At 73.3% G+C, this 25,930-nt stretch carries 23 protein-coding genes; 11 read left to right on the top strand and 12 right to left on the bottom strand.

Annotation, left to right across the window (positions count from 1 at the left end; translation table 11 throughout):
• Positions 1-3: 3 nt before the first annotated feature.
• Positions 4-921, bottom strand: a complete 918-nt coding sequence (locus DS079_RS07295) for a CPBP family intramembrane glutamic endopeptidase (RefSeq protein WP_126986160.1) — start codon at positions 919-921, stop codon at positions 4-6.
• 44 nt (positions 922-965) lie between these two features.
• Entirely contained in the window at positions 966-2,876 is a 1,911-nt protein-coding gene (locus DS079_RS07290) for a S9 family peptidase (protein ID WP_126986158.1), read from the bottom strand.
• A 134-nt stretch (positions 2,877-3,010) separates the two neighbouring features.
• Here DS079_RS07290 and DS079_RS07285 point away from each other — a divergent pair, with 134 nt between their 5' ends.
• Positions 3,011-3,787 (top strand): MerR family transcriptional regulator, encoded by a 777-nt coding sequence (locus tag DS079_RS07285; protein ID WP_126986156.1) that lies wholly within the window; start codon positions 3,011-3,013, stop codon positions 3,785-3,787.
• A gap of 28 nt (positions 3,788-3,815) precedes the next feature.
• On the opposite strand, the gene DS079_RS07280 is transcribed toward DS079_RS07285, so the two are convergent.
• Complete coding sequence (locus DS079_RS07280) at positions 3,816-3,998, bottom strand: hypothetical protein (RefSeq protein WP_126986154.1); 183 nt, start codon at positions 3,996-3,998, stop codon at positions 3,816-3,818.
• Between the two features lie 802 nt (positions 3,999-4,800).
• On the opposite strand from DS079_RS07280, the gene DS079_RS07275 reads away from it, so the two are divergent.
• The 4 genes from DS079_RS07275 to DS079_RS07260 all read left to right on the top strand — a co-directional run bounded on the left by DS079_RS07275 (position 4,801) and on the right by DS079_RS07260 (position 8,452).
• A complete protein-coding gene (locus tag DS079_RS07275; RefSeq protein ID WP_126986152.1) occupies positions 4,801-5,772 on the top strand; it encodes a hypothetical protein in 972 nt (323 codons plus the stop codon).
• 137 nt (positions 5,773-5,909) lie between these two features.
• Positions 5,910-7,127 (top strand): toxic anion resistance protein, encoded by a 1,218-nt coding sequence (locus tag DS079_RS07270; RefSeq protein WP_126986150.1) that lies wholly within the window; start codon positions 5,910-5,912, stop codon positions 7,125-7,127.
• 249 nt (positions 7,128-7,376) lie between these two features.
• Positions 7,377-7,934, top strand: coding sequence for a dihydrofolate reductase family protein (locus DS079_RS07265; protein WP_126986148.1), 558 nt, complete (start codon positions 7,377-7,379; stop codon positions 7,932-7,934).
• Complete coding sequence (locus tag DS079_RS07260; RefSeq protein ID WP_126986146.1) at positions 7,931-8,452, top strand: SRPBCC family protein; 522 nt, start codon at positions 7,931-7,933, stop codon at positions 8,450-8,452. Before DS079_RS07265 ends, DS079_RS07260 begins: the two co-directional genes overlap by 4 nt.
• A 15-nt stretch (positions 8,453-8,467) precedes the next feature.
• Here DS079_RS07260 and DS079_RS07255 read toward each other — a convergent pair whose 3' ends face one another.
• The 5 genes from DS079_RS07255 to DS079_RS07235 all read right to left on the bottom strand — a co-directional run bounded on the left by DS079_RS07255 (position 8,468) and on the right by DS079_RS07235 (position 15,725).
• On the bottom strand, positions 8,468-11,251 hold the full coding sequence (locus DS079_RS07255) for a sugar-binding protein (RefSeq protein ID WP_126986144.1): 2,784 nt from the start codon (positions 11,249-11,251) through the stop codon (positions 8,468-8,470).
• A gap of 92 nt (positions 11,252-11,343) precedes the next feature.
• Positions 11,344-12,528, bottom strand: coding sequence for a carbohydrate kinase family protein (locus tag DS079_RS07250; protein ID WP_126986142.1), 1,185 nt, complete (start codon positions 12,526-12,528; stop codon positions 11,344-11,346).
• A complete protein-coding gene (locus tag DS079_RS07245; RefSeq protein ID WP_053918393.1) occupies positions 12,528-13,331 on the bottom strand; it encodes a carbohydrate ABC transporter permease in 804 nt (267 codons plus the stop codon). The genes DS079_RS07250 and DS079_RS07245 overlap by 1 nt, the downstream gene beginning before the upstream one ends.
• Entirely contained in the window at positions 13,328-14,191 is an 864-nt protein-coding gene (locus tag DS079_RS07240; RefSeq protein WP_053918395.1) for a carbohydrate ABC transporter permease, read from the bottom strand. Before DS079_RS07240 ends, DS079_RS07245 begins: the two co-directional genes overlap by 4 nt.
• A 166-nt stretch (positions 14,192-14,357) precedes the next feature.
• The gene (locus DS079_RS07235; RefSeq protein ID WP_126986138.1) at positions 14,358-15,725 is read right to left on the bottom strand and encodes an ABC transporter substrate-binding protein; all 1,368 of its coding nucleotides are present in this window, start codon (positions 15,723-15,725) and stop codon (positions 14,358-14,360) included.
• A 157-nt stretch (positions 15,726-15,882) separates the two neighbouring features.
• Between DS079_RS07235 and DS079_RS07230 the strand changes: the two genes are divergently transcribed.
• From DS079_RS07230 to DS079_RS07215, 4 genes are all read left to right on the top strand, one after another.
• Positions 15,883-16,650: a DeoR/GlpR family DNA-binding transcription regulator gene (locus DS079_RS07230; RefSeq protein ID WP_126986136.1), complete on the top strand. Its 768-nt coding sequence runs from the start codon at positions 15,883-15,885 to the stop codon at positions 16,648-16,650.
• Complete coding sequence (locus tag DS079_RS07225; RefSeq protein WP_126986134.1) at positions 16,647-18,158, top strand: family 4 glycosyl hydrolase; 1,512 nt, start codon at positions 16,647-16,649, stop codon at positions 18,156-18,158. Before DS079_RS07230 ends, DS079_RS07225 begins: the two co-directional genes overlap by 4 nt.
• A 244-nt stretch (positions 18,159-18,402) precedes the next feature.
• Positions 18,403-19,155, top strand: a complete 753-nt coding sequence (locus DS079_RS07220) for a TSUP family transporter (RefSeq protein WP_126986132.1) — start codon at positions 18,403-18,405, stop codon at positions 19,153-19,155.
• A gap of 444 nt (positions 19,156-19,599) precedes the next feature.
• Positions 19,600-20,595: a hypothetical protein gene (locus tag DS079_RS07215; RefSeq protein ID WP_126986130.1), complete on the top strand. Its 996-nt coding sequence runs from the start codon at positions 19,600-19,602 to the stop codon at positions 20,593-20,595.
• A gap of 129 nt (positions 20,596-20,724) precedes the next feature.
• Here DS079_RS07215 and DS079_RS07210 read toward each other — a convergent pair whose 3' ends face one another.
• Positions 20,725-21,192 (bottom strand): VOC family protein, encoded by a 468-nt coding sequence (locus DS079_RS07210; protein WP_126986128.1) that lies wholly within the window; start codon positions 21,190-21,192, stop codon positions 20,725-20,727.
• 92 nt (positions 21,193-21,284) lie between these two features.
• Between DS079_RS07210 and DS079_RS07205 the strand changes: the two genes are divergently transcribed.
• Positions 21,285-21,941, top strand: coding sequence for an SDR family NAD(P)-dependent oxidoreductase (locus DS079_RS07205; protein WP_241237579.1), 657 nt, complete (start codon positions 21,285-21,287; stop codon positions 21,939-21,941).
• 128 nt (positions 21,942-22,069) lie between these two features.
• Entirely contained in the window at positions 22,070-22,969 is a 900-nt protein-coding gene (locus DS079_RS07200) for a D-apionate lactonase family protein (protein WP_126986126.1), read from the top strand.
• A 9-nt stretch (positions 22,970-22,978) separates the two neighbouring features.
• Here DS079_RS07200 and DS079_RS07195 read toward each other — a convergent pair whose 3' ends face one another.
• The 3 genes from DS079_RS07195 to iolB all read right to left on the bottom strand — a co-directional run bounded on the left by DS079_RS07195 (position 22,979) and on the right by iolB (position 25,893).
• Positions 22,979-23,710 carry a GntR family transcriptional regulator gene (locus DS079_RS07195; protein ID WP_206516146.1) on the bottom strand — a complete coding sequence of 244 codons (732 nt, stop codon included), beginning with the start codon at positions 23,708-23,710 and terminating at the stop codon, positions 22,979-22,981.
• 231 nt (positions 23,711-23,941) lie between these two features.
• A complete protein-coding gene (locus tag DS079_RS07190; RefSeq protein WP_126986123.1) occupies positions 23,942-25,015 on the bottom strand; it encodes a Gfo/Idh/MocA family protein in 1,074 nt (357 codons plus the stop codon).
• Positions 25,012-25,893, bottom strand: coding sequence for a 5-deoxy-glucuronate isomerase (iolB, locus tag DS079_RS07185; protein ID WP_126986121.1), 882 nt, complete (start codon positions 25,891-25,893; stop codon positions 25,012-25,014). Before iolB ends, DS079_RS07190 begins: the two co-directional genes overlap by 4 nt.
• Between the last annotated feature and the right edge of the window lie 37 nt (positions 25,894-25,930).

Raw genomic sequence — 25,930 nt, 5'->3', positions numbered from 1 at the left:
GAGTCAGTCCCGGAGCGCCGCGGTCCGTCGCTTCTCGACGCGCCACACGATCAGCACTCCCACGGCCTGCGCGAGCAGGAACAGCAGCATGTACGAGCCGCCCGCGCCGGCGGAGCGGTCCTGGGCGATGCCGCCCCCGTAGGCGAAGACCGCGCCGATCCCCATCGCGAACACGTTGTTCATGGCGTGGAAGGCGATGGAGGCCTCGAGGCCGCGGCTGAGCAGCGCCATGAGCGCCGTGCTCGCGCCGAGGCCGATGTAGTTCAGCAGCATCCACGAGTCCGCGGAGGTGTGCACCAGGGCGAACAGGACGGTGGAGAGGCTGATCCCGAGGGCGAGCGCGGGCCGGGCCGCGCGCAGCCAGGAGCCGTAGGCGGCGGTGAGCACGCCGCGGAACACGATCTCCTCCGCCGCGGCCTGCAGCGGCGTGGTGAGCAGCACAATCGCCAGCAGCGCGACTGTGGTGCCGGTGACCGCGACGGCGGTGAGCGGGGAGGGCTGCACGAGCGGGAGGATCAGGTTCGCCACCGCCATCAGTCCGGCGAACACGGCGGTCCAGCGGCCCAGGCGCCGCCAGGAGAAGCGTCGGCCCACCGCGAGCACGTCCCGCCAGGACGTACCGGTCATCAGGCGCAGCACGGGAAGCGCGATCGGGACCAGCAGGATGATCGACAGGTTCAGCGCGAGATAGGTGAGCGGGGTGAGGGATTCGTCGGCGGGATCCTTGCCCAGCACGCGCACCTCGACGATCGCGGCGACCGCCAGGAACAGGATCTGCAGCAGATAGAGCGCGCCGACCACGACGACCGTCATCAGCACGGGCTTCCACCAGCCCATGACGAGATGGGCCCCGAAGGGGCGGGCGGGGTCGACGGGACCACTGCGGTCCACGGAGCGGTCGGAGGTGGCTGGGGTGGTCACGACGGTCCTTCCGGTCGGGTCGTGCGCGGTGTGCGATCAGCGGTTCAGCTCAGGTGACGGTCGAAGTGGGCGGCGATCGCGCGCTGCAGGCGGATCTCGTTCTCGGGGTTGCCGAAGCCGTGGCCCTCGTCGTCCGCCACCAGGTACTCGACCGGCACCCCGCGCTCGCGCAGCGAGGCGACGATCCGGTCGGACTCGGTCTGCATGACCCGTGCGTCGTTCGCGCCGTGGGCGATCAGCAGCGGGGTCGTGATCTCCTCGACCCGGCTGATCGGGGAGCGGGCGAGCATGTCCGCCTCCCGCTCGGGATCGTCGGGGTCTCCGGCATAGGCGAGCCAGTTGCTGGCGAGGTACGGGCGGCTGAAGGGCGGGAGGGCGCGGACGAAGCTCGTCAGGTCCGCGATGCCGACGAGGTCCACGGCCGCGGCGAAGCGCTCCGGGGTGAAGGCCGCTCCGACCAGCGCGGCGTACCCGCCGTAGGAGCCGCCCATGATCCCGACCCGGTCCGGGTCGGCGAGGCCGCATCCGACGGCCCAGTCCACCGCGTCCAGGAGATCGGTGTGCATGGCGCCGGCGAACTCTCCCTGCGCGGCGAGGGTGTGACGTCGGCCGTGTCCGGTGGAGCCGCGGAAGTTCACCTGCAGCACGGCGTGCCCGCGGTCGGCCAGGAACTGCGCCTGCGCGCTGAAGCCCCAGGCGTCATGCGCCCACGGCCCGCCGTGGGTCACGAGCACGAGCGGCAGGTCCCGGGCAGGAACGCCGACGGGCAGGGTGAGGTAGCCATGCAGCTCGGGTCCGTCCCCGGCGGGGAACGAGACGGGCTCCATCGGGGCGAGATGCGCGGGGTCCAGGTGCGGGTGCGGTCGGAACAGCCGACGGCTGTCCCCGGTGGCGTGGTCGTACAGCCACGCCTCCGGCTCCCGATCGTGGACGAAGGTCGCGACCCAGCGGGTCCCGGTGAGGTCCGAGCTCAGCGTGCCGAGCACCCCGTCGGAGAGCGCGGCGAGCGCCGAGTGGACCTCGGTGAAGTCCGGATCGACCACCTCGATGTGGGCGCGGGGTCCCGCGAAGCGGGCGGCGAGGACCTCCCCCGTCCCGCGATCGATGTAGAGGGGAGGCGGGAGCACGCCGGGGGCCAGCATGCCCATGATGTCCAGACTCCGGCCGGGAACGGCGGCCAGCACGCTCACCTCGGCGCTCTCGCGGTCCACGCGCACCAGCTGCAGGTCATCGCCGTCGAGGTAGAGGCTCAGGAGCAGGCCTGTGCCGTCGGGGGTGGAGCGCTGCACCTCGACCCCCAGGGGCTGCTCCGGGCCGCCGGCGCGCAGCAGCGGGCGCCGCTCGCCGGTGTCCGGGTCGATCGCGGAGAACTCGGTGCTCCCGTCGGCCGTGACGCGCGAGGCGAAGACGGGCTCCCCCTCCCGGTCCAGCAGCAGATCCACCCCGGGCTCCGTCTGCTCGTGCAGCAGCGTGGTCTCGCCCGTGCACACGTCGATGAGGAACATGTCGAAGCTCGCAGGCCGCGGGTTCATCGTGACCAGCACCGTCCCGGGACGAGCGGGCAGCGGTTCGGCGGAGAAGACCCGCGATCCCGGCTCCAGCGGAGTCAGGTCCTCGGCCACGGCCGACGGGTCCTCGAGGTCCACCCGGAACAGGTGCCAGTCCTCGTTCCCGTCGGTGTCCTGCAGGTAGAGCAGCCAGCGCGGGTCGTCGGACCAGAAGAAGGTCAGGATCCCGCGTCGGGTGTCGTGGGTGACGCGGCGGGCGTCCTCGTGCTCCTGGTCGATGTCGCGCACCCAGACGTTCCTCCGCCCGCCGGACGGTGCCAGATAGGCGAGCGATTCGCCGTCGGGCGAGATCACGGGGTGGGAGAAGGCGGGGTCTCGGAACAGGTCCGCCGCCTCGAGCCGGCGGGGGGCCGGAGCGGCGGGGCGGGGGTCGGGGCGGGCGGTCATGAGCGTCTCCTCGGTCTCGATGGCGATGCCCGCACCGCACACCGTGCCCCGGGGGCACGGTCAAGGACGCCCTTCCCCGCCCGCCGTCGAGAAGGGAGGATGGCCCCCATGCCCGCACCCCGCAGCGAGACATGATGGCCTGGAGCACGCGTCGCCTCGCCCAGCTCGCGGGCACCACGATCAAGACGATCCGGCACTATCACGCGATCGGGCTGCTCGAGGAGCCCAGTCGTGCCGGGAACGGCTACAAGCAGTACGAGACCGCGCACCTGGTGCGTCTGCTGCAGATCGCGCGGCTGCGGGAGCTGGGGATGCCGCTGGCGGACATCGCCGAGCTCGAGACCTCCGGGGAGACCTTCACGCAGACCCTGCGCACCCTCGATGCGCAGCTCGCCGAGTCGATCGCTCGCAGCCAGCACCTGCGCGCCGAGATCGCCGAGCTGCTCGAGCACCATGCCGAGGCCGACGTCCCGGCGGGCTTCGCCTCCGTCGCAGACGCCCTCACCCCGGCCGACCGGGCGATCGTCATGATCAGCGAGCGCCTGTTCGACGAGCAGGGCATGGAGGACCTCCGAGAGATCGCCGCGGAGCACCAGGAGGCCGACCACGCGTTCAACGCCCTGCCGGCCGACGCGGACGAGGAGGAGATCGACGCCGTCGCCGCAGATCTCGCTCCGGTGCTGCGCACGATCCACGAGGAGCACCCCGGCACGAGGAACCCGCCGCTCGGGCCGGAGCGGCGCTCGACCCTGCCGGATCTCATCCAGGTCGTGGCCGAGCTCTACAACCCGGCCCAGGTCGAGGTGCTGCGCCGCGCGTACGTGCTCGCGCGGCAGGCAGGGGCCGACGACGGCGGAGCACGGTCCGACGTCGGCGCGACGCCCGACCCCGGGGATCAGGCCGGCGGCTGAGCGCCCGCCCGTCGGAGGGCGTCCGGGCTCAGAGCCCCATCAGCACGATGCCCGCGAAGGCGAGCACGAGCGCGATGGCCACCGCGATGGTGGTGCGCGCGGAGGAGTCCCGCTGTCCCGCGTCGGCGCTCGCGGACACGACCGGGATGGGCCCGGTATGGGTCGTCGGGGTCAGATCGTGACCGAGGTGGATATCGGTGCGAGAGTCCATGCCGGAGGCCTCCTTCAGCGGTGTGTGGGACGCGCCTGGTGCAAGACGTGTCCTGCCAGGTCAGTCGGGGGAATCGTGCGCCTCGGCGCACCGGTCAAGAGTAGGGTCCTCGCGGGCGCGCGCGAAAGAGCTGTCCAGCACCCGTCAGCGGGATCACACCGCCCCGGGCGCACTGCCCGTCGACCCGTCCTGTGCCCTCCCCGCACGGCGCCGGAGCCCGGGGTCTACAGTCGGTCCCAGCTGCCCGCACACCCCACGCCTGGCCCCGCACCGTCGGCCGCCGACGGTCACCGTGGACGTCGGAAGAGGGTCCCATGACCGATGAGACCGACGCGGCCGATCCTCCCGCGGCTCCTCCCTGCCCGAGCATCGGCGCGGCGCCCTCGACGATGCCGCCGAGTGGCAGCGCTGCTGTGCGAGGACCTGCACGGCGCGGACGGCATGAAGGCGGGAGCGGATCCCCCGATCCGTCTCCCGCCTCCGCTGGGCCACGGGCCCGGCGCCGGCCTCCGCCCCCGCGGAGTGCCACCATCCCTCTCCCCCGAGAGTCCCGCACCCAGTGCCTGGAATCTATGACGGGTGCTGGGAATGCGCGATGGGGCGAACTGCCTGGGGAGAACTCCCCATGCCCTCCCCCGGCCATCCCCCGAATCCAGCCCGCGCCCACCTGCGGTCCAGCTGCTCGCGGTAGCCTTCCAGCACGCCCAGGACGAGGCGTGCGCACGGCCCTCGAGGCGGTCCCCCGCCTGCACGGGCCGACGCTCGGACCTCGTCACCGTCCCGGGGAGGACAGCGAATCGCAGTGAGCGCAGGAGAGACACCCTCGGCCGAGCAGCCGAGCAGCGGGAGCAGCCGGTTCCCGGACCCCTTCGCGCCCGACTCGCCGCCCCCGCAGGCCCTCCAGCCCGAGCCTCCGGCCCAGCAGCCCACCCCGTCGGCCGACGGGCCATCCGCCGCCCCCGGCGCTCAGGACCTGCCATGGAAGGCGACCGCGGAGCGTCGTGACCTGTGGGGACCGAAGCAGACTGCGCTCGAGGGCACGGTCCGCGGCCCCGCCTCCCGCGAGGTGTCCGCGCCGCGACCCTCCTGGCTGGTGCGGCTCGGTGCGCCCGCCGTCCTCGGCGGGCTGGCCGGCCTCGCGACCCTGCTCGTCGTGCTCGGCACCGGCCTCGGCGGGCCCGTGCTGGCCCTCGGCGCCGCGGTCGGCATCGGCGCCGTCGCCCTCGGCGGGGTCGGCGTGGCCGTGAACCGTCCGCGGACAGGATCCGCCGAGCGCCCCGTGATCGACGCGAGCGTCGCCGGCGGCACCCGCGAGGTGCTCGAGCGGATCCTCGAGGCCGATGCCGCCACCCGCGACCGCGTCGCGCAGCTGCGTCCGCAGGCCTCCGCGGCCCCCGCAACTCAGGTGCTCGACGACGTCGACGCGCTGCTGACCAGGATCGACGCGCTCGTCGGCGCGGAGCAGCTGCAGGCGATGCGACCGTCCGCGGGCGAGGTGACGATGCTGGAGGGCATCGCCACCCGCTACGTCCCCGACCTCGTCGACGCCGCCGCCGACATCATCTCCTTCCTGCGCACCTTCGCCGGCTCCGCTCGCGAGGAGGCGCTGGCGAACCTCGCCTCGATCGACAGGCAGCTCGACGTGCTCGGCGAGGGCGTCGAGCGGATCGAGAGCGATCTCGTCGGCGGCGTCTCCCATTCGCTCGAGGTGCACTCCGAGTTCCTGCGCCAGCGCTTCGCCGACCAGCACCTGGACCCGATCATCGACGTCTGACCCGCCCCGTCGGCCGCACCGCCGCCCCTCCGCACCACCGCCGACCGACCGCACCCACCGACCATCCGCCCGAGAGTTGCCCGGCCCCGCCGGCATCGACCACCAGCCATCACCCGCGACCCGCACAGGAGGCACCGATGGACAAGCTCCAGCCGCCCACCCCCGCCCAGGAGATCACCCCGGCCGAGCCGGTCCAGGAGATCAGCGACGACGACGCGGTCTCCGTCCTGCCCGACCTCCCGGCCGAGAAGCAGCAGGAGCTCGAGCAGCGGGCCGACGCCTGGGTCGACCAGGTCTCCGCCCTGAACCCGCACTCCCAGGAGTTCACCGCGCAGGTCAACGCTCTCGGCGCGGTCGCGCGGCGCACCTTCGAGCGCACCTCGCAGACCTCCTCCCGCTTCATGGAGCAGTCGCTGCGGGACGCGAAGGACAAGAAGGGCAGCGCCCAGGAGAACGTCGCGAAGTCGCTCACCGAGCTGCGCACCACCATGGAGGAGCTCGCGCCGAAGGAGGAGACCTTCGCCGACAAGGCGCTCGGCTTCCTGCCCGGCCGCAACCGCGCCAAGCGCTACTTCCGCAGCTTCGAGTCGAACCAGGACCAGCTCGACCACGTCCTCGGCGCGCTCTCCCGCGGCCAGGAGGGGCTCCAGCGCGACAACGCGGAGCTCGCCGTCGAGCGCCGCGCCCTCTGGGAGGACCTCGGCGCCCTCCAGAAGGCCTCCCACCTGCTGGGGCTGCTGGATGATCGGGCCGTGCGCAAGGCCGAGGAGATGCGCGCCTCCGGCAAGCAGGCCGACGCCGACGCGCTCGAGCGGGACGTGCTCTTCGCCGTGCGTCAGCGCCGCCAGGACGTCGCCACCCAGATCGCGGTGACCGTGCAGGCCTACCTCTCGATGGGCGTCATCGAGGACAACAACACCAAGCTCCAGCAGGGCGTGGAGCGGGCTCGCACCACCACCGTCACCGCGCTGCGCACCGCCGTGATCACCGCGCAGGCGCTCGAGAACCAGAAGCTCGTGCTCGACCAGATCGACGCGGTCAACGCCACCACCGACAACCTCATCTCCTCCACCTCGAAGATGCTCGCCGACAACTCGGTGAAGGTGCAGCAGCAGGCCGCGAGCTCCGGCGTCTCCGCCGAGACGCTGCAGAAGGCCTTCGACAACCTGTTCACCACGATGGACGGCATCGACTCCTTCCGCACCCAGGCCAACCAGAACTTCCTCACCACGGTGACGAACCTGGAGCAGCAGGTCGAGCGGGCGCGGCCGTACATGGAGCGGATGCAGAAGGAGCGCCCCGAGCACGAGGAGATCGAGAGCGCGGCGAGCCTGCTGGAGATTGAGGACCGCTGACCTGGCGGGACGGCCGGAGTCGACCTGCGGCGGCACCGGCCGGCGTCTCCCGGATCAGCCTGCGGCGGCAGGTGATCTGCACAATGGGGCTCTGAGCGGCACGCCGTGGAGCTGAGCTCCGCGGCGTGCCGCTCAGAGCCCCTTTCTGCCGGCCGCGGCGACTGGCCCGGACTGCGCAGGATCGGACGCACCTGCGCCTCCCCGCCCCGCTAGCGTGGGCGCTCCGAGGCACCGACCGGAGGAGGTCCCGTGCGCCCCCTGATCCTCACCCAGAACATCACCGCCGACGGCAGCGTCGAGCTGCTCGACGACTGGTTCGACCCGATGGCCCAGGACGCCGACCAGGCCCAGATCGTCGCCCGCGACAGCGCCGCCTGCGACGCGATCCTGCTGGGCCGGCATACCTTCGAGGACTTCCGCGGCTTCTGGCCGGAGCAGACCGAGGACACCACCGGCGTCTCCGACGAGCTGAACGCCCTGCAGAAGTACGTGGTCAGCTCCACGATGACGGACCCCGCGTGGCAGAACTCCACGATCCTCACCGGCGACCCGGTCGCGCAGGTGCGCGCACTGAAGCAGACCGAGGGCGCGGAGATCTCCCTGACCGGGTCGATCACCCTCTGCCACGCGCTCATCGCCGCCGGGCTCGTGGACGGGTACTGCCTGTGGACCTACGCGTACGTGCAGGGGCGTGGACGCCGGCTCTTCCCCGACGGGCACAGCGAGCGGCTCGAGCTCGTCGAGCACCTCTCCTTCGCCTCCGGCGTCACCTACACCCGTTGGACCTCCCGGAAGGACCGCTCATGACCACCGCCGACCCCTCCACCCCGGACACCGGCACCCGCTACGCCGTCACCCGCACGATCGCCGCTCCGCCCGAGGCGGTGTTCGCGCTGCTCGCGGACCCGGCCCGGCACCACGAGACCGAGCCGACGGACTGGGTTCGCGGCTCCCTCGAGGAGGACCCCGCGCCGCTGATCGGGGTGGGGCAGGTGTTCGGCATCGAGATGTTCCACGAGAACGCCCACGGCCGCTACGACATGCACAACCGCGTGATCGCCTTCGCGCAGGACCGGACGATCGCCTGGGAGCCGGGGCAGTACGGCCCGGACGGCGAGCTCGGCACCGGCGGATGGACCTGGCGCTACGACCTCGCCCCCGCAGGCGGCGCGGGCGACGGGGACTCAGCCACCGAGGTCACGCTGACCTACGACTGGAGCGCTGTGCCCGACCCGCTCCGGGAGGAGTTCGGCCTGCCGCCGTTCCCGCCGCGCTTCCTCGAGGAGTCCCTCGCCGCGCTCGAGCGGGCGGTGACGGCGCAGTAGCCGCCGCTCGCCCGCTCAGCGCACCGCCGCGGCGCCCGCGCCGGCGCCGTCCTCGTTCTCCAGCGACACGGCCACCGTCAGCGTCGCGTCGGCCGGCACGTCCCCGACCAGCGGGATCGTCACGACCTCGCGGGCGGAGCGGACGTCGGCCGCCTCGAGCTCTCCGACGGTCCGCTCCCCGTCCCAGACGAACACGCGCCGGGTGCCGGGCGCCGCGGTGCGCACCACGGCGCTGATCTCGCGGCGTCGGCGGGTCGCCTTGTCCACCCGCACCGCGTCCGCGCCGAGCGTGGGGAAGCCGCCGAGCCCCACCCCGTCGGCCGCGGACTGCAGGATCGACTGGGGCGAGGCGACGGAGCGGGCCGAGGTGTTCGGGATCCTGGGCTCGACCGGCGCCGACGGCTGGGCCTCGAGGCCCGGTAGCTCGAGCACGCCCCAGCGGAAGGGGTCGGCCTGCACGCCGGGGAAGGTGGACCAGCCGATGCGGGACTGGCCGGTGCGGTCCTGGGTGTCGGAGTCGTAGACGACCACGTTGAAGCCCATGCGGGTGGGGTCGATGCCGTCGGGCAGCTCCGCGAAGGGGATCGTCGTCTCGAGCACGTAGCCCTGGTAGGGCTCGGAGATCTCGGCGGCGATCCGCACCGAGGGCGCGACCTCCTCGATCGGGCCCTGGCGGTTGTCGTGGTCGCGTCCGGCGACCGGTCCGCCCGCGCCGCCCGTGCCGTCGTCCGTGCCGGGCAGCGCCCCGAGGATGAAGGTGGTGGCGGTGTGGTCGGAGGTGCCGCGCGGGTCGATCATGATCTCGACGGAGTCGGTGCGGAAGCGCTGCTTGTTGTCCTCCGCCGGCAGAAGTGTGCCGAGCACGTCGTCGGTGACCTGCACGAACACGTGCAGCGCTGCGTCGTCGTAGGTGACCCAGGTGGAGCCGGAGGCGTCCTCGGGGGTGACCTCCGAGCCCTCCCACAGGGTGCCGATGTCGATCGGCTCGCTGGGGTACTCCCCTGTGCCGCGCACCGCGTCGACCTCGACGCCCTCGGTGCGGGAGGCGACCAGCCGCGGCACGAGGTGGAGGCCCTGCGGGGTCGCGGCGGCGACGCCTCCGGCCGACGCGGTGACCGTGACGGCGTAGACGCCGCCGTCCGGGGCGCGGTTCGCCGTCGGCAGCGAGGGGTCGGTGTTCTCGATCCGCACCGTGGCCGTCGACTCGCCGAGCGCGGGCACGCCTTCCACCAGCAGCTGGGCGGGCTCGGCGGTGAAGCCGTCGGGCAGGGTGAGGGTGACCTCCGCGTCCTGGACCTGCTCGGAGCGGTTGCGCACCACGATCTCGAACTCCTCGGCGCGGCCCTGGCCGAGCGAGCGACGGGTGGGCACGAGCGCGTCGAGGCGCTGCATGCCGAGCTCCTCGGTCCACTCGAGGAAGGCGGCGATCTCGGCGCGGTCGGCGATCCCGGCCTCGACCACGCCGGCGGTGCGCAGCGGGAGCACGTTCTCACCGCTGCCCTTGCGGGAGGTGACGCGGGCGCGCAGCAGCACGTGCTCGCCGGGGGTCGCGCTCTCCGGCACCTCGACGGTGAAGGTCGCGGTGCGGGACTGCTTGGCGGGGATCGTGCCGAGGACCTGCCGGCGCCCGGCGTCCCAGCCGTCGGGGACCTCGAGCTCGACCTGCACGCCGGGCAGGGCGCTGCCCGGGGAGCCGATCTCCACCTCGACCTCGACGCTGCCGCCGGTCTGCACGGCGAACTGCTCGCTGCGCAGCTCGAGCGTGGTGCCGAGCGGCAGCCCGCCCTCGACCGGGAGGCTCGCCCCGCCGAGCGCTGCGGTGTCACCGCTGGTCGGGTCCGGGAACGGGGTGCGGGAGTCGATGAGGGTGAACCAGGCGGCGGGGATCTTCGCGGGGTCCGTGGTGGTGGGCGGGAAGACGTGCCAGCCCTGGGTGCGATAGGCGTGGATCGAGTCGTCGCGCACGGCGGACCAGCGCTTGCCGTGCGTCTCGGACTCGGTGCCGTTCCACGCCCCGAACACGACGTCGCTCGCCACCAGCGGCGTGAACCCGGTCGCGACGGCGTCGGGCCCGGTCGGCGCCTGCCCGTCGGAGCCCGAGCGCAGCAGCCGCTTCGGGGCGAAGGGCGCGAGCCCCTCGTCGAAGTGCTCGGGGAAGACGTCCTCGCGACCGGCGAGGAGGTACGCCTCCACCGCGAACATCGCGGCCTGCTGGTGGTTGCCGTGGTTGCCCTGCACGGCCGAGGGGTTCATCGTCACGATCACGTCCGGCCGGGTCGCGCGCACGACGCGGATCACGCGGCTGAGCACGTCCCGCCCGCCCCACACCTCGTGGCTGAGCGGGGCGGAGAGGGTGTAGAAGAAGTCGACCGCGTCGAGGTTGAAGACGTGCTCGATCCCGGCGAGGCCGACGGCGGTGCGCTCCTCGCCCTCGCGGAGCAGCCCCAGCGCCGGGCCCTCCTCGAGGCCGACGGCGTTCCCGCCGCCCTCGCCGCGGGTGATCGTGATGACCCCGGCCGTCTGATCCTCGTACTCGTTCCACTGCCCGAAGGCGGCCAGGGTCCAGGCCTCGTCGTCGGGGTGGGCGCCGATGTAGAGGATGTCCAGGTCGACGCCGCCGTCGGCGAGGGCGCGCTCCATGGGCGGCAGCCCGCTGAGGTCCAGGGCGGTGGCGCCGGCGGCGAGTCCGAGCACTGCCGAGCCCTTCAGGAGGCGCCGGCGGGAGAGCCCGCGGGCGGCGGGGGCGTCGGGGACGGGTGCGGCAGAGGCGGGGCGGGCGGGGAGGGGAGGGTGCGACATGGTTCCTGACTTCTCTCGTGCGGCGGTGCGTCGATGCACCGGTGGATGGGTCGGGGTCGTACGGGCCGGGCCTGCGTCAGTGCCGGCCGGGGTCAGTGCCGGCCGGCGTCGGAGCGGAGCGCGAAGGTGCCCTGGGCGCGGCGTCGGCCGAGCACGGGGCGGTCGGGGACGATGCCGTCGAGGAACTCGTAGCCGCCGCGGGTGAAGGCGGCGCGGAGGTCCCCGTCGGCCGCGCCGTCGCTGAGGTGGCGCCACCAGTCGGTGATGTCGCCCCAGCCGGGCGCTGCGAGGGAGCCGCCGAACTGCTGCACGGCCAGCGCCGAGCACAGCGAGGCGAAGCGCAGCCGCTGATCGAGCGGCCACTCGGCCAGGGTGCCCAGCACCATTCCGGCGGCGAACACGTCCCCGGCGCCGGTGGTGTCGATGGCGTGGACGGGCACGGCGGGGCAGAACGCCTCCTCGCCGGTGGAGGCGTCGATCGCGTAGGCGCCGTCGACCCCGTCGGTCACCACTGCCAGCGGCACCTTCTCGGCGAGCGCCCGCACGGCGCGGCCGGGGCTGTCGGTGCGGGTGTAGGCCGTGGCCTCGAGCGCGTTGGGGGTGAAGGCGTGACAGTGGGCGAGCGGGGCGAGGTCCGCGGGGTCCCAGCGGCCGGTCGCATCGAAGCCGATGTCGGCGAAGATCAGCGCGCCGCCGCGGGCGAGCTCCGCCCACCAGGAGGTCTCCCCCGCGAGGTCCACGACGGCGGCGCGGGCGGCGGGGGCGCGGGCGATCATGGCCGACAGCGGCTCGGGCAGGTCGTGGCCGTGGGTGGCCATGGCCCGGTCGCCGTGGGCGGCGATGGAGACGGTCAGCGCCGAGTGGAAGTCGTCGAAGCGTCGCGAGGCGGACAGGTCGATGCCCTCCTCCTCGGCGAGGGTCTGCCACATCCAGTCGCCGTAGGCGTCGTCGCCGAAGCCGGCGACCAGGCCCGTGCGCAGGCCGAGCCGGGCGGCGGCGGTGGCGAGGTTCGCGATGCCGCCGGGGCTCGAGCCCATCCCCTTGGACCACAGCTCCTCGCCGGGCTGGGGCAGGCGGTCCATGCCGGTGAAGACGATGTCGAAGAACACGGTGCCGGAGAGCAGCACGTCCAGCGGCGGGTCCGACGGGGTGCGCAGCGAGGCCAGCGGGTCCCAGTCCTGCCGCTCGGCGGCCTCGGGCGGGGCCGGGGTCGCGGCGCCCGGGGCGTGCGAGGCGGCGGCGGGCCCGTCGGTCAGGGCGTCGGGGCGGTCGGTCATCACTTGGCGACTCCTTCGAGCATCCCGCGGATGAAGTGGCGTTGGAGGAACAGGAACAGGATCACGGTGGGCAGGGCGATGATCACGGCGGCCGCGGCGAGCAGCGCGGTCTCGGAGGTGTACTGGCCCTGGAAGGTCGCCAGGCCCAGCGGGGCGGTGCGTCGGCTGCCGCTCGGGGTCATGATCAGGGCGATGAGGAACTCGTTCCATGTCCACATGAACACCAGCACCACGAGCGTCACGATCGCCGGCCGGGAGGCAGGCACGAGGATGCTGCGCAGCGCGCGCAGGGGGCCTGCGCCGTCGAGCGCGGCGGCCTCGAGCAGGCTCGTCGGCATCGAACGGAACTGCGCCCGCAGCCAGAAGGTGCCGAAGGCGATGGACTGGGCGACCTGCGGCAGGGCGATCGCGAGATAGGTGTCGGTCAGGCCCAGGGTGCGCAGGTCGAAGAACAGCGGGATGATCGTCGCCTCGGCGGGGATCATCATGCCCAGCAGGAACAGGTAGAAGAGCACCGTCGCGCCGGGGAAGCGCATGGTGCCCAGCGCATAGCCGGAGCCGATCGAGAGCACGGTCGCCAGGCCCACCACGATCGCGGCGACCACGACGGAGTTCCCGAGCGAGCTGCCGAAGCCGCCCACCGTCCATGCCTCGAGGTAGTTGCCGGGGTAGAAGCCGGCCGGCTCCCCCAGCGGCGCCGAGACGGAGCCGATCAGGATCGTCAGCACGGGCGCGAGCGCGAACAGCGCGAAGGCGATCAGGAGGACGTAGTTCATCACGACCTCGCCGCGGGAGACCCTCATGACTCACGCTCCCCGATGCGGGTGACGCCCACGTTGATCGCGAAGATCAGCAGCGTCAGCACGATCGCGACGGCGCTCGCGGAGCCGACCTCGCGCAGGTCGAAGGCGCGGAAGTACACCTCGTAGCTGGGCACGGTGGTGGAGTTGCCGGGGCCGCCGGAGGTGGTCATGTAGACGAGGTCGAAGGTCTTCAGCGCCGCGATGATGGTCAGCACGAGCGCGACGGTGATCTCGCCGCGCACTGCGGGCAGGGTGATCGCGAAGAACTCCTTCACGGGTCCGGCGCCGTCCAGCCGCGCCGCCTCGAACAGCTCGGCGGGGATGCGGCTCATCCCGGACAGCATCAGCAGCATCACCAGCCCCATCTCTACCCAGGTGCCGATGAAGCCGACGGACGCGAGCGCCGTGCCCGGGTCGCCGAGCCAGCCGCGGGTGAGGCCTCCGAGGCCGACGGCCTCCAGCACCTGGTTCAGCGGGCCGACGGGCGAGTAGATCTGCCGCCACGCGACCGCGACGACGACCAGCGCGATCACCTGCGGCAGGAAGATCACGGTGCGGAAGAAGCCCATCCCGCGCACCTGGCCGCGGCGCAGGATCGCGGCGAGCACGAGGCCGACGACCAGCGGGATCACCGCGTAGAACACGATCAGGACCAGGGCGTTCCCGATCGCGGCGCGGAAGGCGGCGTCCCCGGCGAGGTCGACGTAGTTCTGGAGGCCCACGAAGGTGGAGGCCCCGAAGCCGCGCCACTCGAAGAGGGAGAACTGCGCGGCGCGGCCCAGCGGGTAGAGCGCGAACGCGGCGTAGACCGCGAAGGCGGGCAGCAGGAACAGCAGAGGCGTGACCCACGAGCGGGCCACGGCCGAGGGACGCGGACGGCGCGACGTGGCAAATGTGCCACGTCGTGTCACCCGCGTCCCGTCGGCCGACGCGCGGGCGGGCGCCCCGTCGGCGGACGCGCGGGCGGCCGCCCCGTCGGCCCCTCCTCCTGCCCGGGCCGTGCTCCGGTGAGCTGACGCCATGTGGTCAGGACCCCTCGGTGAACGCGGCGTAGTCCTCCTGCAGCGCGTCGGCGGCGGCCGCGGGCTCGGTCTGCCCGCCGATCACCTCCTGCAGGGTTGCCCCGGCGGTGTCGGCGAAGGACGGGGTGGCGTAGTCGAGATAGGGCAGCAGGGTGCCGTCGGTGGAGACCGCGTCGAAGGCCTCGTAGACGTCCTTGTTCACCCCGGACTCGGGGGCGAGCTCGGCGGTGCGGTTCACGGGCATGCCGCCGTTGTCGGCGATGAGCTGCATCGCCTCGTCGCTGGTGAGGAAGTCGATGTAGGCGGCGGCGACGTCCTTGTTCTCGGCGGCGGCGGGGATCGAGAAGGGGATGCCGGTGCCGCCGGTGGTGGCGACCGCGCCGTCGGCCCCGGGCGGCGGGGCCATGAAGCGCAGGTCCTCGCCCATCACGGCCTCCATGTCGGGGGCGAGCCAGGAGCCGCCGATGAGGAGCACGCCGGTGCCCTTGGTGTACAGCGGCCAGGCGTCGTCGTAGGCGAGGCCGTTGGGGGAGTCGCCCATCGCGCCGGAGGTGCCCCATTCGGCGAGCTGGGTGAGGGCGGCGACGTTCTGCTCGCTGGTCCAGTCGGCGCCGGCGTTGCCCATGCCGAGGGTGACGATCTCCTCGGCGGGCACGAAGTTGGCCTGCAGCGGGCCGAAGACGTGCAGGGCCGGCCACTGGTCGAGGTTGCCGAGCATGATCGGCTGCTCCCCGGCCTCCTTCGCGGCGTCGACCAGGGCGAAGAGCTCGTCCCAGGTGGCGGGGGCCTCGAGGCCGAGCTCGTCGAGCTTCTTCTGGGAGTAGTAGATGCCGCAGATCTCGCCGGTCTGGGCGAGGCCGTAGAGGGCGCCCTCGCCGAAGGTGACCCCGTCGGCCGAGTAGCGCATCTTCGCCAGCACGCTGTCGCTGAAGCGGTCCTCCCAGCCGTAGGCCTCGGCGTAGCCGGTGAGGTCGGTGAGCAGCTGGTCGGCGACGTAGGCGCCCATGTCGCCGCGGGCGTTGTTGACCTGGAGCACGTCGGGCACGTCGTTGCCGGACAGGGCCAGGCCCGTCTGCTGCTGGAGGTCGTCGAAGGACTGGCTCTGCCGGTCCACGGTGACGTTGGGGTACTTCTCCTGGAACGCGGTGATCAGGGCTTCGATCGCGTCGTTCTGCGCGCCGCGGACCTCCTGGTCCCAGACCGTGAGGGTCACGTCCCCGAGGGAGGCGATGTCGGTCTCGACGTCGCCGGCCGCCGGGCCGCCGCCGTCGGAGGCGTCCCCGCCGCCGCCGTCCGAGCCGGGGGCGCAGGCCGCGAGGAGCCCCAGGCCGCCGAGCGCTGCGCTGGTCCCGAGGAAATGACGTCGTCGCATGGTGTCCTCCTGAAGGGTCGGCGGTGCCGCTCCGTCGCGTCCGCCCGTCCGAGCACCCGGGTGTGGTGCACGGCACCATGATGGCATGATCTGCACGGGACTGCACGCTCCTGTTCGAAGCTGCGTGAAGTTGCGTGCTCGATGCTACGGTATCGCCATGCTGAGCGAGGAGCGCCACCGGGCGATCGTGTCGGCGATCCGCCGCAGCGGTGCGGCGACCGTCGCCGCTCTCAGCGCTGACCTGCAGGTCTCCGAGGCGACGATCCGTCGGGACCTCGACGCGCTCGCCGAGCAGGGCCTGGTCCGACGGGTCCGCGGCGGCGCCACCGATCCGCGCGGCTCCGTGCGTCCCGAGGCCGATCCGCGCTCCTTCGCGGACGTCGCCGCCTCCGCCCCCGCCGCGAAGCAGGCGATCGCGGCGCTCGCCTGCACCCAGATCCGCGACGGCGAGGTGATCGCGCTGGACATCGGCACCACCGTCGCCGCGATGTGCCCGCTGCTGGCCGAGCGCTCCCTCACCGTGGTCACCGCCTCCCTCGCCGTGGTGCGGGCGCTCGCGAGCGCACCGGCGATCGACATCGTCGTGCTCGGCGGGCTGCTGCGCCCCAACTACGACTCCCTCGTCGGCACCCTCACCGAATCGGCACTGCGCCAGCTGCGCGTGGACCGCGCCTTCCTCGGCACCGCCGGGGTGCGGGCCGACGGCGCGGTGCTCGACTCCACCCCCAGCGAGGTCCCCGTCAAGCGGGGCCTGCTCGAGGTCGCGACCTGCTCCTACCTGCTGGCCGACCACGAGAAGTTCCCCGGCTCCGGCTTCCTCGAGGTCGCCCGCCTGCCGCGCTTCACCGCCCTGCTCACCGACCGCCCCCTGCCCATCGAGATCGACCTCCCCGAGGGGGAGGCCGTGGAGGTCCTGCTGCCATGAAGCTCACCATCCTGGGAGGCGGAGGGTTCCGCGTCCCCCTCGTCCACGAGGCGGTCGCCACCGCCGCCACCGGCCTCACCGTCGACGAGATCGCGCTGCACGACGTCGACCCCGAGCGCCTCGCGACCATCAGCGCGGTCATCGAGGAGCAGGGCGCGCGCCTGGCCGCCGAGGGACGGGCCGCCGCCCTCCCCCGCCTGATCGCCACCACCGACCTGTGCGAGGCCGTGGCCGGCGCGGACTTCGTGTTCAGCGCCGTGCGCGTGGGCGGGGCCGAGGCCCGCACGATCGACGAGCGGGTCGCGCTCGGCCTCGGCCTGCTGGGCCAGGAGACGATCGGGCCGGGCGGCCTCGCCTACGCGCTGCGCACCCTCCCCGTCGCCCTCGAGATCGCGCGGACCATCTCAGAGCTCGCCCCGTCGGCGTGGACCATCAACTTCACCAACCCCGCCGGGATCGTCACCGAGGCGATGCGCTCCGTGCTCGGCGACCGCGTCGTCGGGATCTGCGACACCCCGATCGGGCTGGTGCGCCGCGTCGGCCGGCTGCTGGGCGCGGACCTCGTCGCCGGCGAGCGCGGCGCGGAGGTCGACTACGTGGGCCTGAACCACCTCGGATGGCTGCGCTCGGTGCGGCTGGAGGGGACCGAGCGCCTCCCCGACCTGCTCGCCGACGACGCGGCCCTCGAGGAGATCGAGGAGGCGCGGCTGATCGGCAAGGACTGGGTGCGGGCCGACGGGGCGCTGCCCAACGAGTACCTCTTCTACTACCTCCACACCTCCGACGCGATCGAGCGGATCACCGGCGCTGCGACCACGCGCGGGGAGTTCCTCGCCAAGCAGCAGGGCGACTTCTATCTCGCCGCCGCGGAGGCCGACGGGCGGGGACCGGAGGCGCGCGCGAGCGGGCACGCCGGGGCTGCCGGCTCGGCGGGTCGCCCCGACGGAGCGGGCGGAGCCGGAGGGGAGGGTGAATCCGACTCCTGCTGCGCCTCGCCGCTGGCTCTCTGGCGCGAGACCCTTCACGAGCGGGAGGCGACCTACATGGCCGAGTCCCGCGACGAGGAGCGGCGAGAGGAGGACGTCGCCGGCGGCGGCTACCAGGAGGTCGCGATGCGACTCATGACCGCCCTCGCCACCGGCCGTCCCGAGCGGATGATCCTGGACGTCGGCAACATCGCCGCCGGCCGCGAGGACGCGCCGGCGAGCGAGCGGATCGTGCCCGAGCTGCCTGCGGACTGCGTGCTCGAGGTGCTGTGCGAGGTCGACGGCGACGGGGTGCACCCCCTGCCGATCGCGCCGGTGGAGCTCGGCAGGCTCGGGATGATGTCGACCCTCCGCGCCGCCGAGCGGAAGATCCTCGAGGCCGCGACGACCGGCTCCCGCGAGGCGGCCTGGCAGGGCTTCGCCACGCACCCGCTGGTCAGCTCGCCCGAGCTCGGCCGGAAGCTGCTCGAGGGATACGAGGCCGGACACCCGCAGATCGCGGCGCTGTTCTCCGGCCGCTGAGCGGGGACTGGGCCAGGGCTGAGCAGCGCCTGCCCCTCCTCCTGAACCCACCGCCCGTGCAGCGCACGTGCCAGGATTGACCGCTCGTCGCAGCGGTCACCGGGTCCCGTCCGCAGAAGAGGGACTCCAGCGGCACGGCGAGGAGCTGAGCTCCGCGGCGTGCCGCTGGAGTCCCCTTTCTGCTGATCCCCCTCGCGCCGTGGACGGCTGACCGCTCGGCCGGACCGCTCGATACGGTGGCCGCGTGTCCCTCACCCTGTTCCTGAGCCTGATCGCCCTGGTGCTGGTCTGCGCGATCATCCAGCGTGTGGCCGGGATGGGGCTCGGCATCGTCTTCGCGCCCTATGCGGTGGTGCTGATCGGTGCGCACGAGGGGATCATGCTCGCGAACCTGCTCGGCGGGCTCGTGCCGGTGGTGATGCTGCCGCGGATCTGGTCGCAGATCGAGTGGGGCAAGGTGCTGCGGCTGGGACTGCCGGCGATCGCGGTGATGCCCTTCGCCGCCTGGCTGTCCTCCATCTCCCCGCCCGCGCCGCTGTACCTGGTGGTCTCCACGCTGGTGCTGCTGAGCCTGGTGATCTCGGTGCTCCTCGCCCGCGTCCACACCACCGTCGACGGCGTCCCGGTGCAGATCGGCACCGGGGTCGGGATCGGTCTGGGCACGGTGCTCGGCGGGGTCGGCGGACCGGCCGCGACCGTGTACGCGGTCCTCTCGCGGTGGCCGGCCCTGGCGATGGTCGCCACGCTCCAGCCGCTGTGGATCCTGGTCTCGTTCGTGTCCTTCGGCAGCAAGCTGGCCTGGGACGACGGTCAGCTGCCGGACATGCCCGTCTGGGTGTGGGCGGCGATGCTCGGCTCCCTCGTCCTCGCGGTCGGTCTCGGCGAGGCGCTGCAGCGGAAGCTCGGGGAGCTCGGCATCCACCGTCTCGTGATCGTGCTGGGCTTCATCGGCGCGGCGCTGTCGCTGTGGACCGGGCTGCGGCTGCTGCTGGGCTGAGCACTCCGACGCGGCCCCGCCCAGGGACCCCGGCGAGCGCACCGCCAACAGGACCCGGTCCGGCGGCCCGGGCGCCGACCCGTCGGCCTCCCTCGTCGAGGCATCCCGGACCGGGCTGACCTGGTCGTCACCGAGCGGCGTGGACCAGGACCTGCTGCGGCTGGGTCACACCCGCATCGACCGGCCGATGATCCCCTTCGATCCGGAGATCCCTGCCCCCGCCGCGGCGGACGTGCGGCGAGGCGGCGGCGCCTGACGCCCCGGCACGACGAGGTCAGGGCGAGGGCGCCTCGATGAACGGGTCATCGCCGCCGGCGGAGCACCGTCGGCGGATCACTCCCGCTCCCAGGCGCGGTCCAGGGACATCCCGGACGGCGCGGAGGCGGCGCCGTCACTCTCGTCCCCTGCCCGGAGCCCCGGGCGCGTCCCACCGGAAGGACCCTCATGAGCACGTTCCGCCGCCTGATCGGCACCGCCCAGAAGGCCCTGGACCAGCAGGGCTCGGGCCGCTCCCGCACGGGAGGGGGCTCGGACTGGCGCTCCCTCGTGCGCGGCGCCGCCGATGCCCTCACCGGGGACGACTCCTCGCAGCGCTCCGCACACGGCTCCTCGTCGCGCCACGACGACAGCCCCCGCCGCGATCAGCGGGACGGGAGCTCCTCGCGGCGGGCGGGCGTGGGCATCCCGACGACGTCCATGCCGTCGCTGGCCGGGGACCATGCGTCCCGTGACGCCGCCGGCGCGAGCGGGCCCGCCGGCAGGAGCGGAGGGGGCGGCGCCGCGGCGGCGGAGCTCTCCGCGGAGGACCGTCGGGCGATCGCCCGCTACGACTACCTGGTGCGCACCGCCGAGCCGGACCAGCTCGAGCGCGTGCACCGCGAGGCGTTCGAGCGCCTCACCCCGGCCCAGCGTGAGCAGCTGAGCTCGTCGATGCGCAGCGAGCTGCCCGAGGGCGAGCGGCCGCGCTCCGATGCCCCTCAGGACCTGGCCCGCTCCGCGACCCGTCTCGGGGTGCTGGATCCGCGGCGGCTCACGCGGCTGCTGGGTCGTTCCGGCGGCAGCGCCGGGAGCGGCCGTTCCGGCGCGATCGGGAAGGCCGCGCTCGGCGCCGGAGCCGTCGGCCTCGGAGCGGCGGGCGCAGCGGCGGGCGGTCTGCTCGCCGTGGTCGCGGGCGGCGCGGTGCTCAGCTCCGTCGGCGGCTCCCTGCTCGAGTCCGCGATCGGCGACGGGATCGACGTCGACGCCCTCGCCCCCGACCTCTCCGACCAGCTCGCAGGATTCACCGAGGGGTTCGAGGGGAAGGAGGGCCTCGAGGGGCTCGAGGGCCTCGACGGCGCGGCCGACGGTCTCGGCGGCGGCATCACCGATCTCGGCGAGCAGCTCACCGGCTTCGGCGACCAACTCTCCGACCTGGGGATCGGCGACCTGTTCGGGCGCTGAGCCCTCCCAGCTCCCGCGCTGCGCAGCTCAGCTCTCCCCGCGGGCCACGGACCCGCCCGCAGGCAGCGGGCAACATCCGGTGCCCGGCTCCGGGGCCCGGCTTCCCTCAGCGCTGCCGGGCCGCATCGCTCACTTCGCCTCGGGGTCGGGCTGGTGGATGCCGAAGACGTTGTTCTCGGTGTCGTGGAAGTAGCCCTGCCAGGCCATGCCGGGCAGCGCGTACTTCGGCAGCGCGACCGTGCCGCCCGCGGCGGTGATCCGCGCGGCGACCTCGTCGAAGTCGGCGACGCCCATGGTCAGGGTGGCGCCCATGACCGGGCCGCCCACCTCGGCGTTCTCCCCGCCCGGGCGGCCGAGGATCGCGCCGTCGATGCCGGGGCCGGTGCCGGTGGTGACGCCGAAGTACGGCATGCCCGCGAAGCCGGACCAGTCCTCGGTCGTCCATCCGAACACGCTCGTGTAGAACTCGACGGCGCGCTGCGGATCGGCGGCCTGGATCTCGAAGTGGACGGGGCGGCCCTTCGACCAGTCCTGGCCCTGCGCGGTGTCGCCGTCGGTGCTGCCTGCGGTGCCGCCCTGTGCGGAGTTCTCGGTCATGACGGATCCTCTCCGGTGCGGTCCCGCGCCGGTGCGGGGGCTCGGGGGAAGCGTACGGCCGCGGGCCGACGGACGGGAGGGGTCCGGGGCCGATGCGGTGGCGCGCGCCGCCTGCTCCCGACGACGCCGCAGCCGCTGCGCCTCCGCGCCTCCACCACCCCCTCGCCATCGACATCTCCTCGGAGCCCGCGGTCGAGGCCGGATTCGCCGAGCTCGCGGAGGCTGGCTGGAGTCCGGACATGGTGGTCGCGAACGCCGGCGTGCAGCTGTTCGGGCAGGACGCGAAGATCGCCGACCTTGACCTCGCCGTCTGGCAGCGGACCGTGGACGTGAACCTCACCAGCACCATGCTCACCGTGAAGCACGCGGTCCGCTCGATGCTCACCACCGGCGGCGGCTCGATCATCCTCACCGGCTCCCCGACGGGACTGACCGGGGAGGGCAACGACTTCACCTCCTACGCGACCACGAAGGCCGGGATCCACGGACTCGCCCGCACCGTCGCCGCCGCCTACGCGGCCGACGGGATCCGTGTGAACGCCGTGGTCCCCGGCTACACCGAGACCCCGCTGGTCACGACGATCTCCGACGATCCGGCCGAGCGCGCCGCGATCGTCGGCCGGATCCCGATGGGCCGCCCCGGCACGCCGGCCGACGTCGAGGGGATCATGGTGTTCCTCGCGAGCGACGACGCCGCCTTCGCCACCGGCGCGCTGTTCCGCGTCGACGGCGGCATGACCTCGCTGTGAGCGCCGCCGACGGCGCTCCCTCCCCCACCGCATCAGCCGCTGGACGCTCTGCGGAGGGCCACTCCCCCGCGGTCGCGTCCCCTACGAGCAGGCCTTGGGCGTCCGGCCGCTGGTCGCTCGAGGTCGAGATGGCCGGCGCCGTGCCGAGGATCGGCACCGGCCATCTCGACCTCGAGCTCGCGGACCCGGACTGGCCGGAGCGGCTCGACGCGGCGCTCGCGGACGCGGGCACCGGGCTCGCCCTCTGGATCGTCTCCCCCTCCTCTGCCGATACGTCGGCCCTCGCCGAGCTGCGGCGACGCCTCGCCGCAGCAGCCCGGCAGGGAGCGCCGCTGCGCTTCGTCGGGATCGCCGACGACGCCCGGCACGTGACCACCCCGGAGCTCGCCGCCGCCCTGCGCTCGGCGCTGCCGGAGGGTCTCCCCGTCGCCGCCGGGGCGCGCTCCCACTTCACGGAGCTGATCCGCGAGTGGGACACGGTCCTCGCCGCGGAGCCGGAGGCTCTCGCCTTCGCGACCACGCCGCTGTTCCACACGCTGGAGACCGAGCAGCTCGTCGAGGCGATCGCGATGCAGCGACTGCTCGCCGAGCAGCTCACCGCCCGTGCACCCGACCTGCCCGTGCACGTCGGACCGATCACCCTTCGCCCGCGCTTCGCTAACGTCGCCACCCGCCCCCAGCCGGTGCCCGCGCCAGCACCGCCGGTCGACCCCCGGGCGGGCACCGCGCTGCACGAGGCACGGACGATAGCGAGCGCCGCGGCGCTGGCCGTCCCCGGGGTCGCGTCGCTGACCTACGAGCAGGTACCCGACGCACTCGCCGCGCTGGGACGTGCAGACCGGCCGCTGCCGACCGAACCGGCAGAGGATTCCCTGGTCACCGCCCGCTCCGCCGACGGACTCATCTGGGCGATCAACGACGGGACGACGCTGCTGCTCGTGAGCCTCTCGGACCGTTGCCGCCACGTGCTCGTCCCCGGCCGGCCTGCCCCGGTCGCGCTGGAGCCTGCCGCGTGGACGGCACTGTGACCGGCGACCTCAGGAATCGACCAGCGTGACCTCGAACGAGTACCGCGAGGCGCGATACACGTGGTACCCGAACTCGACGACGCCGCCGTCGTTCGCGAAGGACTTGCGCTCCATGGTCAGCAGCGGCGCGCCGATCTCCTCCTCGAGCAGCTCGGCGTGCTCCTCATCGGCGATGGTCGCGCCGATCCGCTCATGGGCGAGCACGGTGGTGATGCCGCGCTCACGCAGGCAGGCGTACAGGCCGGAGGCGGCCAGCGCCTCGCGGGAGGGCGCGATCCGCTCGGGGATCGTGTTGCGCATGACGGCGAGCGGCTCCCCGTCGGCGTAGCGGACGCGGATGAGGTCCAGGACCTGCTCGCCCGGGGAGAGCTGCAGGCGGTCCAGCGCCTCCGGGGAGGGCCGGCCGATGCGGTACTCGATGATCTCGGTGCGCGGCGCCTTCCCGGCGGTGCGCAGGTCGTCGTACAGCGAGGTCAGCGCGACCTGCCGGTTCACGGGGGCCTGCACCACCTGGGTGCCGACGCCGCGCTTGCGCACCAGCATGCCCTTGTCCACGAGCTCCTGGATGCCCTGGCGCACGGTGGGCCGGGAGAGCTTCAGCCGCTTGGAGAGGGCCAGCTCGTTCTCGAGGCGGCTGCCCGGGGGCAGCACGCCGGAGCGGATCGCGTCCTCGATCCCGCCGGCGAGCTGCAGGTACAGAGGGGTGCTGGTATCGCGCTCGATCGTGAGGTCCAGGGTGATCGCGCCGTTCTCCGACGCGGCGCTGCCCGCCGCGCCGTTCACCGGCGCCGCGTGCTCCGTCGTGCTCCCGATGGCGTCGCTCGTGCTCTCGCTGTCCACGTCTGTCTCCTCGTCCTCCGGGTCTCCCCAGCGAGTTCCGGGTCCTCCCCCGCCGCGGCGCGGGCCCGCCCCGCAGGATACGGGGCGGGCTGAGCCGTAGGACCGCGGTCGGGGCTCTTCAGGCGCGCCGCTTCAGGCGGGGCGCTCCTGCAGGGTCACGTCCACGGCGCCCTCGGCCGTGAGCGACCGCTCCGCGGCCTCGCACACGGCGGCGGCCGCGTAGCCGTCCCAGGCGGTCGCCGAGCGGGGTGCGATGTTGCTGCCGTCGGCCACCGCGGCGACCCACGCCTGCACCTCCGCGTCGTAGGCGGCGATGAAGCGGGGGCGGAAGTCCAGCGGCACCTGCCCGCCCCAGCGGGAGCCGGCCTGCTGGGTGGTGACCATCCCGGACTCCTGGCCCACGGTCGCCGCGCCCTTCGAGCCGACGAGCTCGGTGCGCACCTCGTAGCCGGCGTCGGTGCTGACCCACAGCTCGTCGGTGACCACGGTGCCGGAGGCGGTGCGGAACAGGAACAGCAGCGGGTCGTGCAGCCCCTCGGGCGCCTTCTCGGTGCTGCGCGGCATGACGGTCTGCACCGAGACCACCGGCTCCTCGAGGAAGAAGGAGATCGCGTCGATCTCGTGCACGGCCGAGTCGTAGACCATGTGGGTGTCGGTGAAGCCGGGCAGCACCGAGGCGTTGCGGTGCTTGCAGTTCAGCAGCATCGGCGTGCCGAGCTCGCCCGCCTCGAGGGCGTCCTTCAGTTCGCCGTAGCCGACGTCGAAGCGGCGCATGAAGCCGAGGGAGACCAGCGGGGCGCCGGCCTCGGCCTCGGCGCGGACCACGTCGTAGGCGTCGGACGGGTTCATCGCCAGCGGCTTCTCGCAGAGCACCGGCTTGCCCGCCTCGATGCAGGCCAGGACCTGCTCGCGGTGGAACTCGCCGGGGCTGGCGATGAGCACGGCGTCGACGTCCTCGGCCGCGACGACCTCCTGCCAGGTGTCGACCACGCGGGAGCCGGCGGCGGTGGCGGAGACCTTCTCGGCGGTCTCGCGCAGGTAGTCGCTGAGCACGCTGACGCGCACGCCCTTGATGCGGCGCGTGATGCGCTCGACGTGGTCGGCGCCCATCCGCCCCACGCCGATCACGCCGACGCGGACGTCCTGCGGGGGTGCGGTCTGCGGCGCCGCGTTCTGCTGCAACGGGGCTGCATGCTCTGCGGTCATCGGGCCTCTCCTTCGAGTCGCGGGTCGATCCCGGCGTCGGCCCAGGTGTCGCGCACCCAGCCCTGCTCGGGATGGTCGGTGATGTTCCAGGCCCGCTCCGCCTCGGGGCCGGCCATGACGTTGAGGTAGTACATGTCGTGGCCGGGCGCGGCGGCGCAGGGGCCGTGCCAGCCGTGCGGGACCAGGACCGTGTCGCCGCTGCGCACCTCGGTGAGCACGTCGATCGGCGTGTCCTCGCCGCTGGAGGTGGTCTGGTGGAAGCCGAAGCCGGGACCGGCCGGGCCGTCCTGGATCTCGTAGTAGTAGATCTCCTCCAGCTCCGATTCCGTCTCGGTCGTCTCGTCGTGCTTGTGCGCGGGATAGCTGGACCAGTTCCCGCCGGGGGTGATGACCTCGCAGGCGATGAGGGAGTCCATCTGGTCGAAGGCGCCGACGGTGCCGAAGTTGCGCACCTTGCGGGTCATGTTCCCGCCGCCGCGGATCTCGACGGGCACATCCTCGGCGCGGATCAGCGCGACGGGGTGGGCGCCGGTGGCGACGGCGGTGGCGAGCGCGAAGCGGCCGCCCTCGGCCGAGGAGATCGTCAGCTGGGAGCCGACGGGGACGTAGAGCACGTCGGTCGCGGAGGTGAAGACGTCCTCGCGGCCGCGCAGGCGGTGGGTCTCGCCGTCCACGGTGACGTCGCACGCCCCGTTCAGCGGCACGACCATCGCCTCGACGCCGCCCGCGGTGACCAGCTCGCTGCCGCCCGGGGCGAGGGCGAGGACGCGCAGGCCGGTGTGGACCCAGCCCTCGCGGGCGCCGGGATCGATGATCGTCTCGTAGTTCCCACGGCCGGTGGCCCCGGCCGGCAGATGGAGCTGCTCGGTGGTGCTCATGGATGCTCTCCTGTTCTCGATGCTGGGAGCGGGATCG

This window comes from Brachybacterium paraconglomeratum, assembly GCF_003994255.1.
GTDB lineage: Bacteria > Actinomycetota > Actinomycetes > Actinomycetales > Dermabacteraceae > Brachybacterium > Brachybacterium conglomeratum.
Note: the sequence above shows the minus strand (reverse complement) of the source record. Positions and strands in the feature narration are given on the sequence as shown.

Excerpts from the sequence above, each read along its gene's own strand:
- DS079_RS07290 (WP_126986158.1), bottom strand. The coding sequence starts at position 2,876 with ATGACCGCCCGCCCCGACCCCCGCCCCGCCGCTCCGGCCCCCCGCCGG.
- DS079_RS07285 (WP_126986156.1), top strand. The coding sequence starts at position 3,011 with ATGGCCTGGAGCACGCGTCGCCTCGCCCAGCTCGCGGGCACCACGATC.
- DS079_RS07280 (WP_126986154.1), bottom strand. The coding sequence starts at position 3,998 with ATGGACTCTCGCACCGATATCCACCTCGGTCACGATCTGACCCCGACG.
- DS079_RS07270 (WP_126986150.1), top strand. The coding sequence starts at position 5,910 with ATGGACAAGCTCCAGCCGCCCACCCCCGCCCAGGAGATCACCCCGGCC.
- DS079_RS07260 (WP_126986146.1), top strand. The coding sequence starts at position 7,931 with ATGACCACCGCCGACCCCTCCACCCCGGACACCGGCACCCGCTACGCC.
- DS079_RS07255 (WP_126986144.1), bottom strand. The coding sequence starts at position 11,251 with ATGTCGCACCCTCCCCTCCCCGCCCGCCCCGCCTCTGCCGCACCCGTC.
- DS079_RS07250 (WP_126986142.1), bottom strand. The coding sequence starts at position 12,528 with ATGACCGACCGCCCCGACGCCCTGACCGACGGGCCCGCCGCCGCCTCG.
- DS079_RS07245 (WP_053918393.1), bottom strand. The coding sequence starts at position 13,331 with ATGAGGGTCTCCCGCGGCGAGGTCGTGATGAACTACGTCCTCCTGATC.
- DS079_RS07235 (WP_126986138.1), bottom strand. The coding sequence starts at position 15,725 with ATGCGACGACGTCATTTCCTCGGGACCAGCGCAGCGCTCGGCGGCCTG.
- DS079_RS07230 (WP_126986136.1), top strand. The coding sequence starts at position 15,883 with ATGCTGAGCGAGGAGCGCCACCGGGCGATCGTGTCGGCGATCCGCCGC.
- DS079_RS07225 (WP_126986134.1), top strand. The coding sequence starts at position 16,647 with ATGAAGCTCACCATCCTGGGAGGCGGAGGGTTCCGCGTCCCCCTCGTC.
- DS079_RS07215 (WP_126986130.1), top strand. The coding sequence starts at position 19,600 with ATGAGCACGTTCCGCCGCCTGATCGGCACCGCCCAGAAGGCCCTGGAC.
- DS079_RS07210 (WP_126986128.1), bottom strand. The coding sequence starts at position 21,192 with ATGACCGAGAACTCCGCACAGGGCGGCACCGCAGGCAGCACCGACGGC.
- DS079_RS07205 (WP_241237579.1), top strand. The coding sequence starts at position 21,285 with ATGCGGTGGCGCGCGCCGCCTGCTCCCGACGACGCCGCAGCCGCTGCG.
- DS079_RS07200 (WP_126986126.1), top strand. The coding sequence starts at position 22,070 with ATGGCCGGCGCCGTGCCGAGGATCGGCACCGGCCATCTCGACCTCGAG.
- DS079_RS07190 (WP_126986123.1), bottom strand. The coding sequence starts at position 25,015 with ATGACCGCAGAGCATGCAGCCCCGTTGCAGCAGAACGCGGCGCCGCAG.
- iolB (WP_126986121.1), bottom strand. The coding sequence starts at position 25,893 with ATGAGCACCACCGAGCAGCTCCATCTGCCGGCCGGGGCCACCGGCCGT.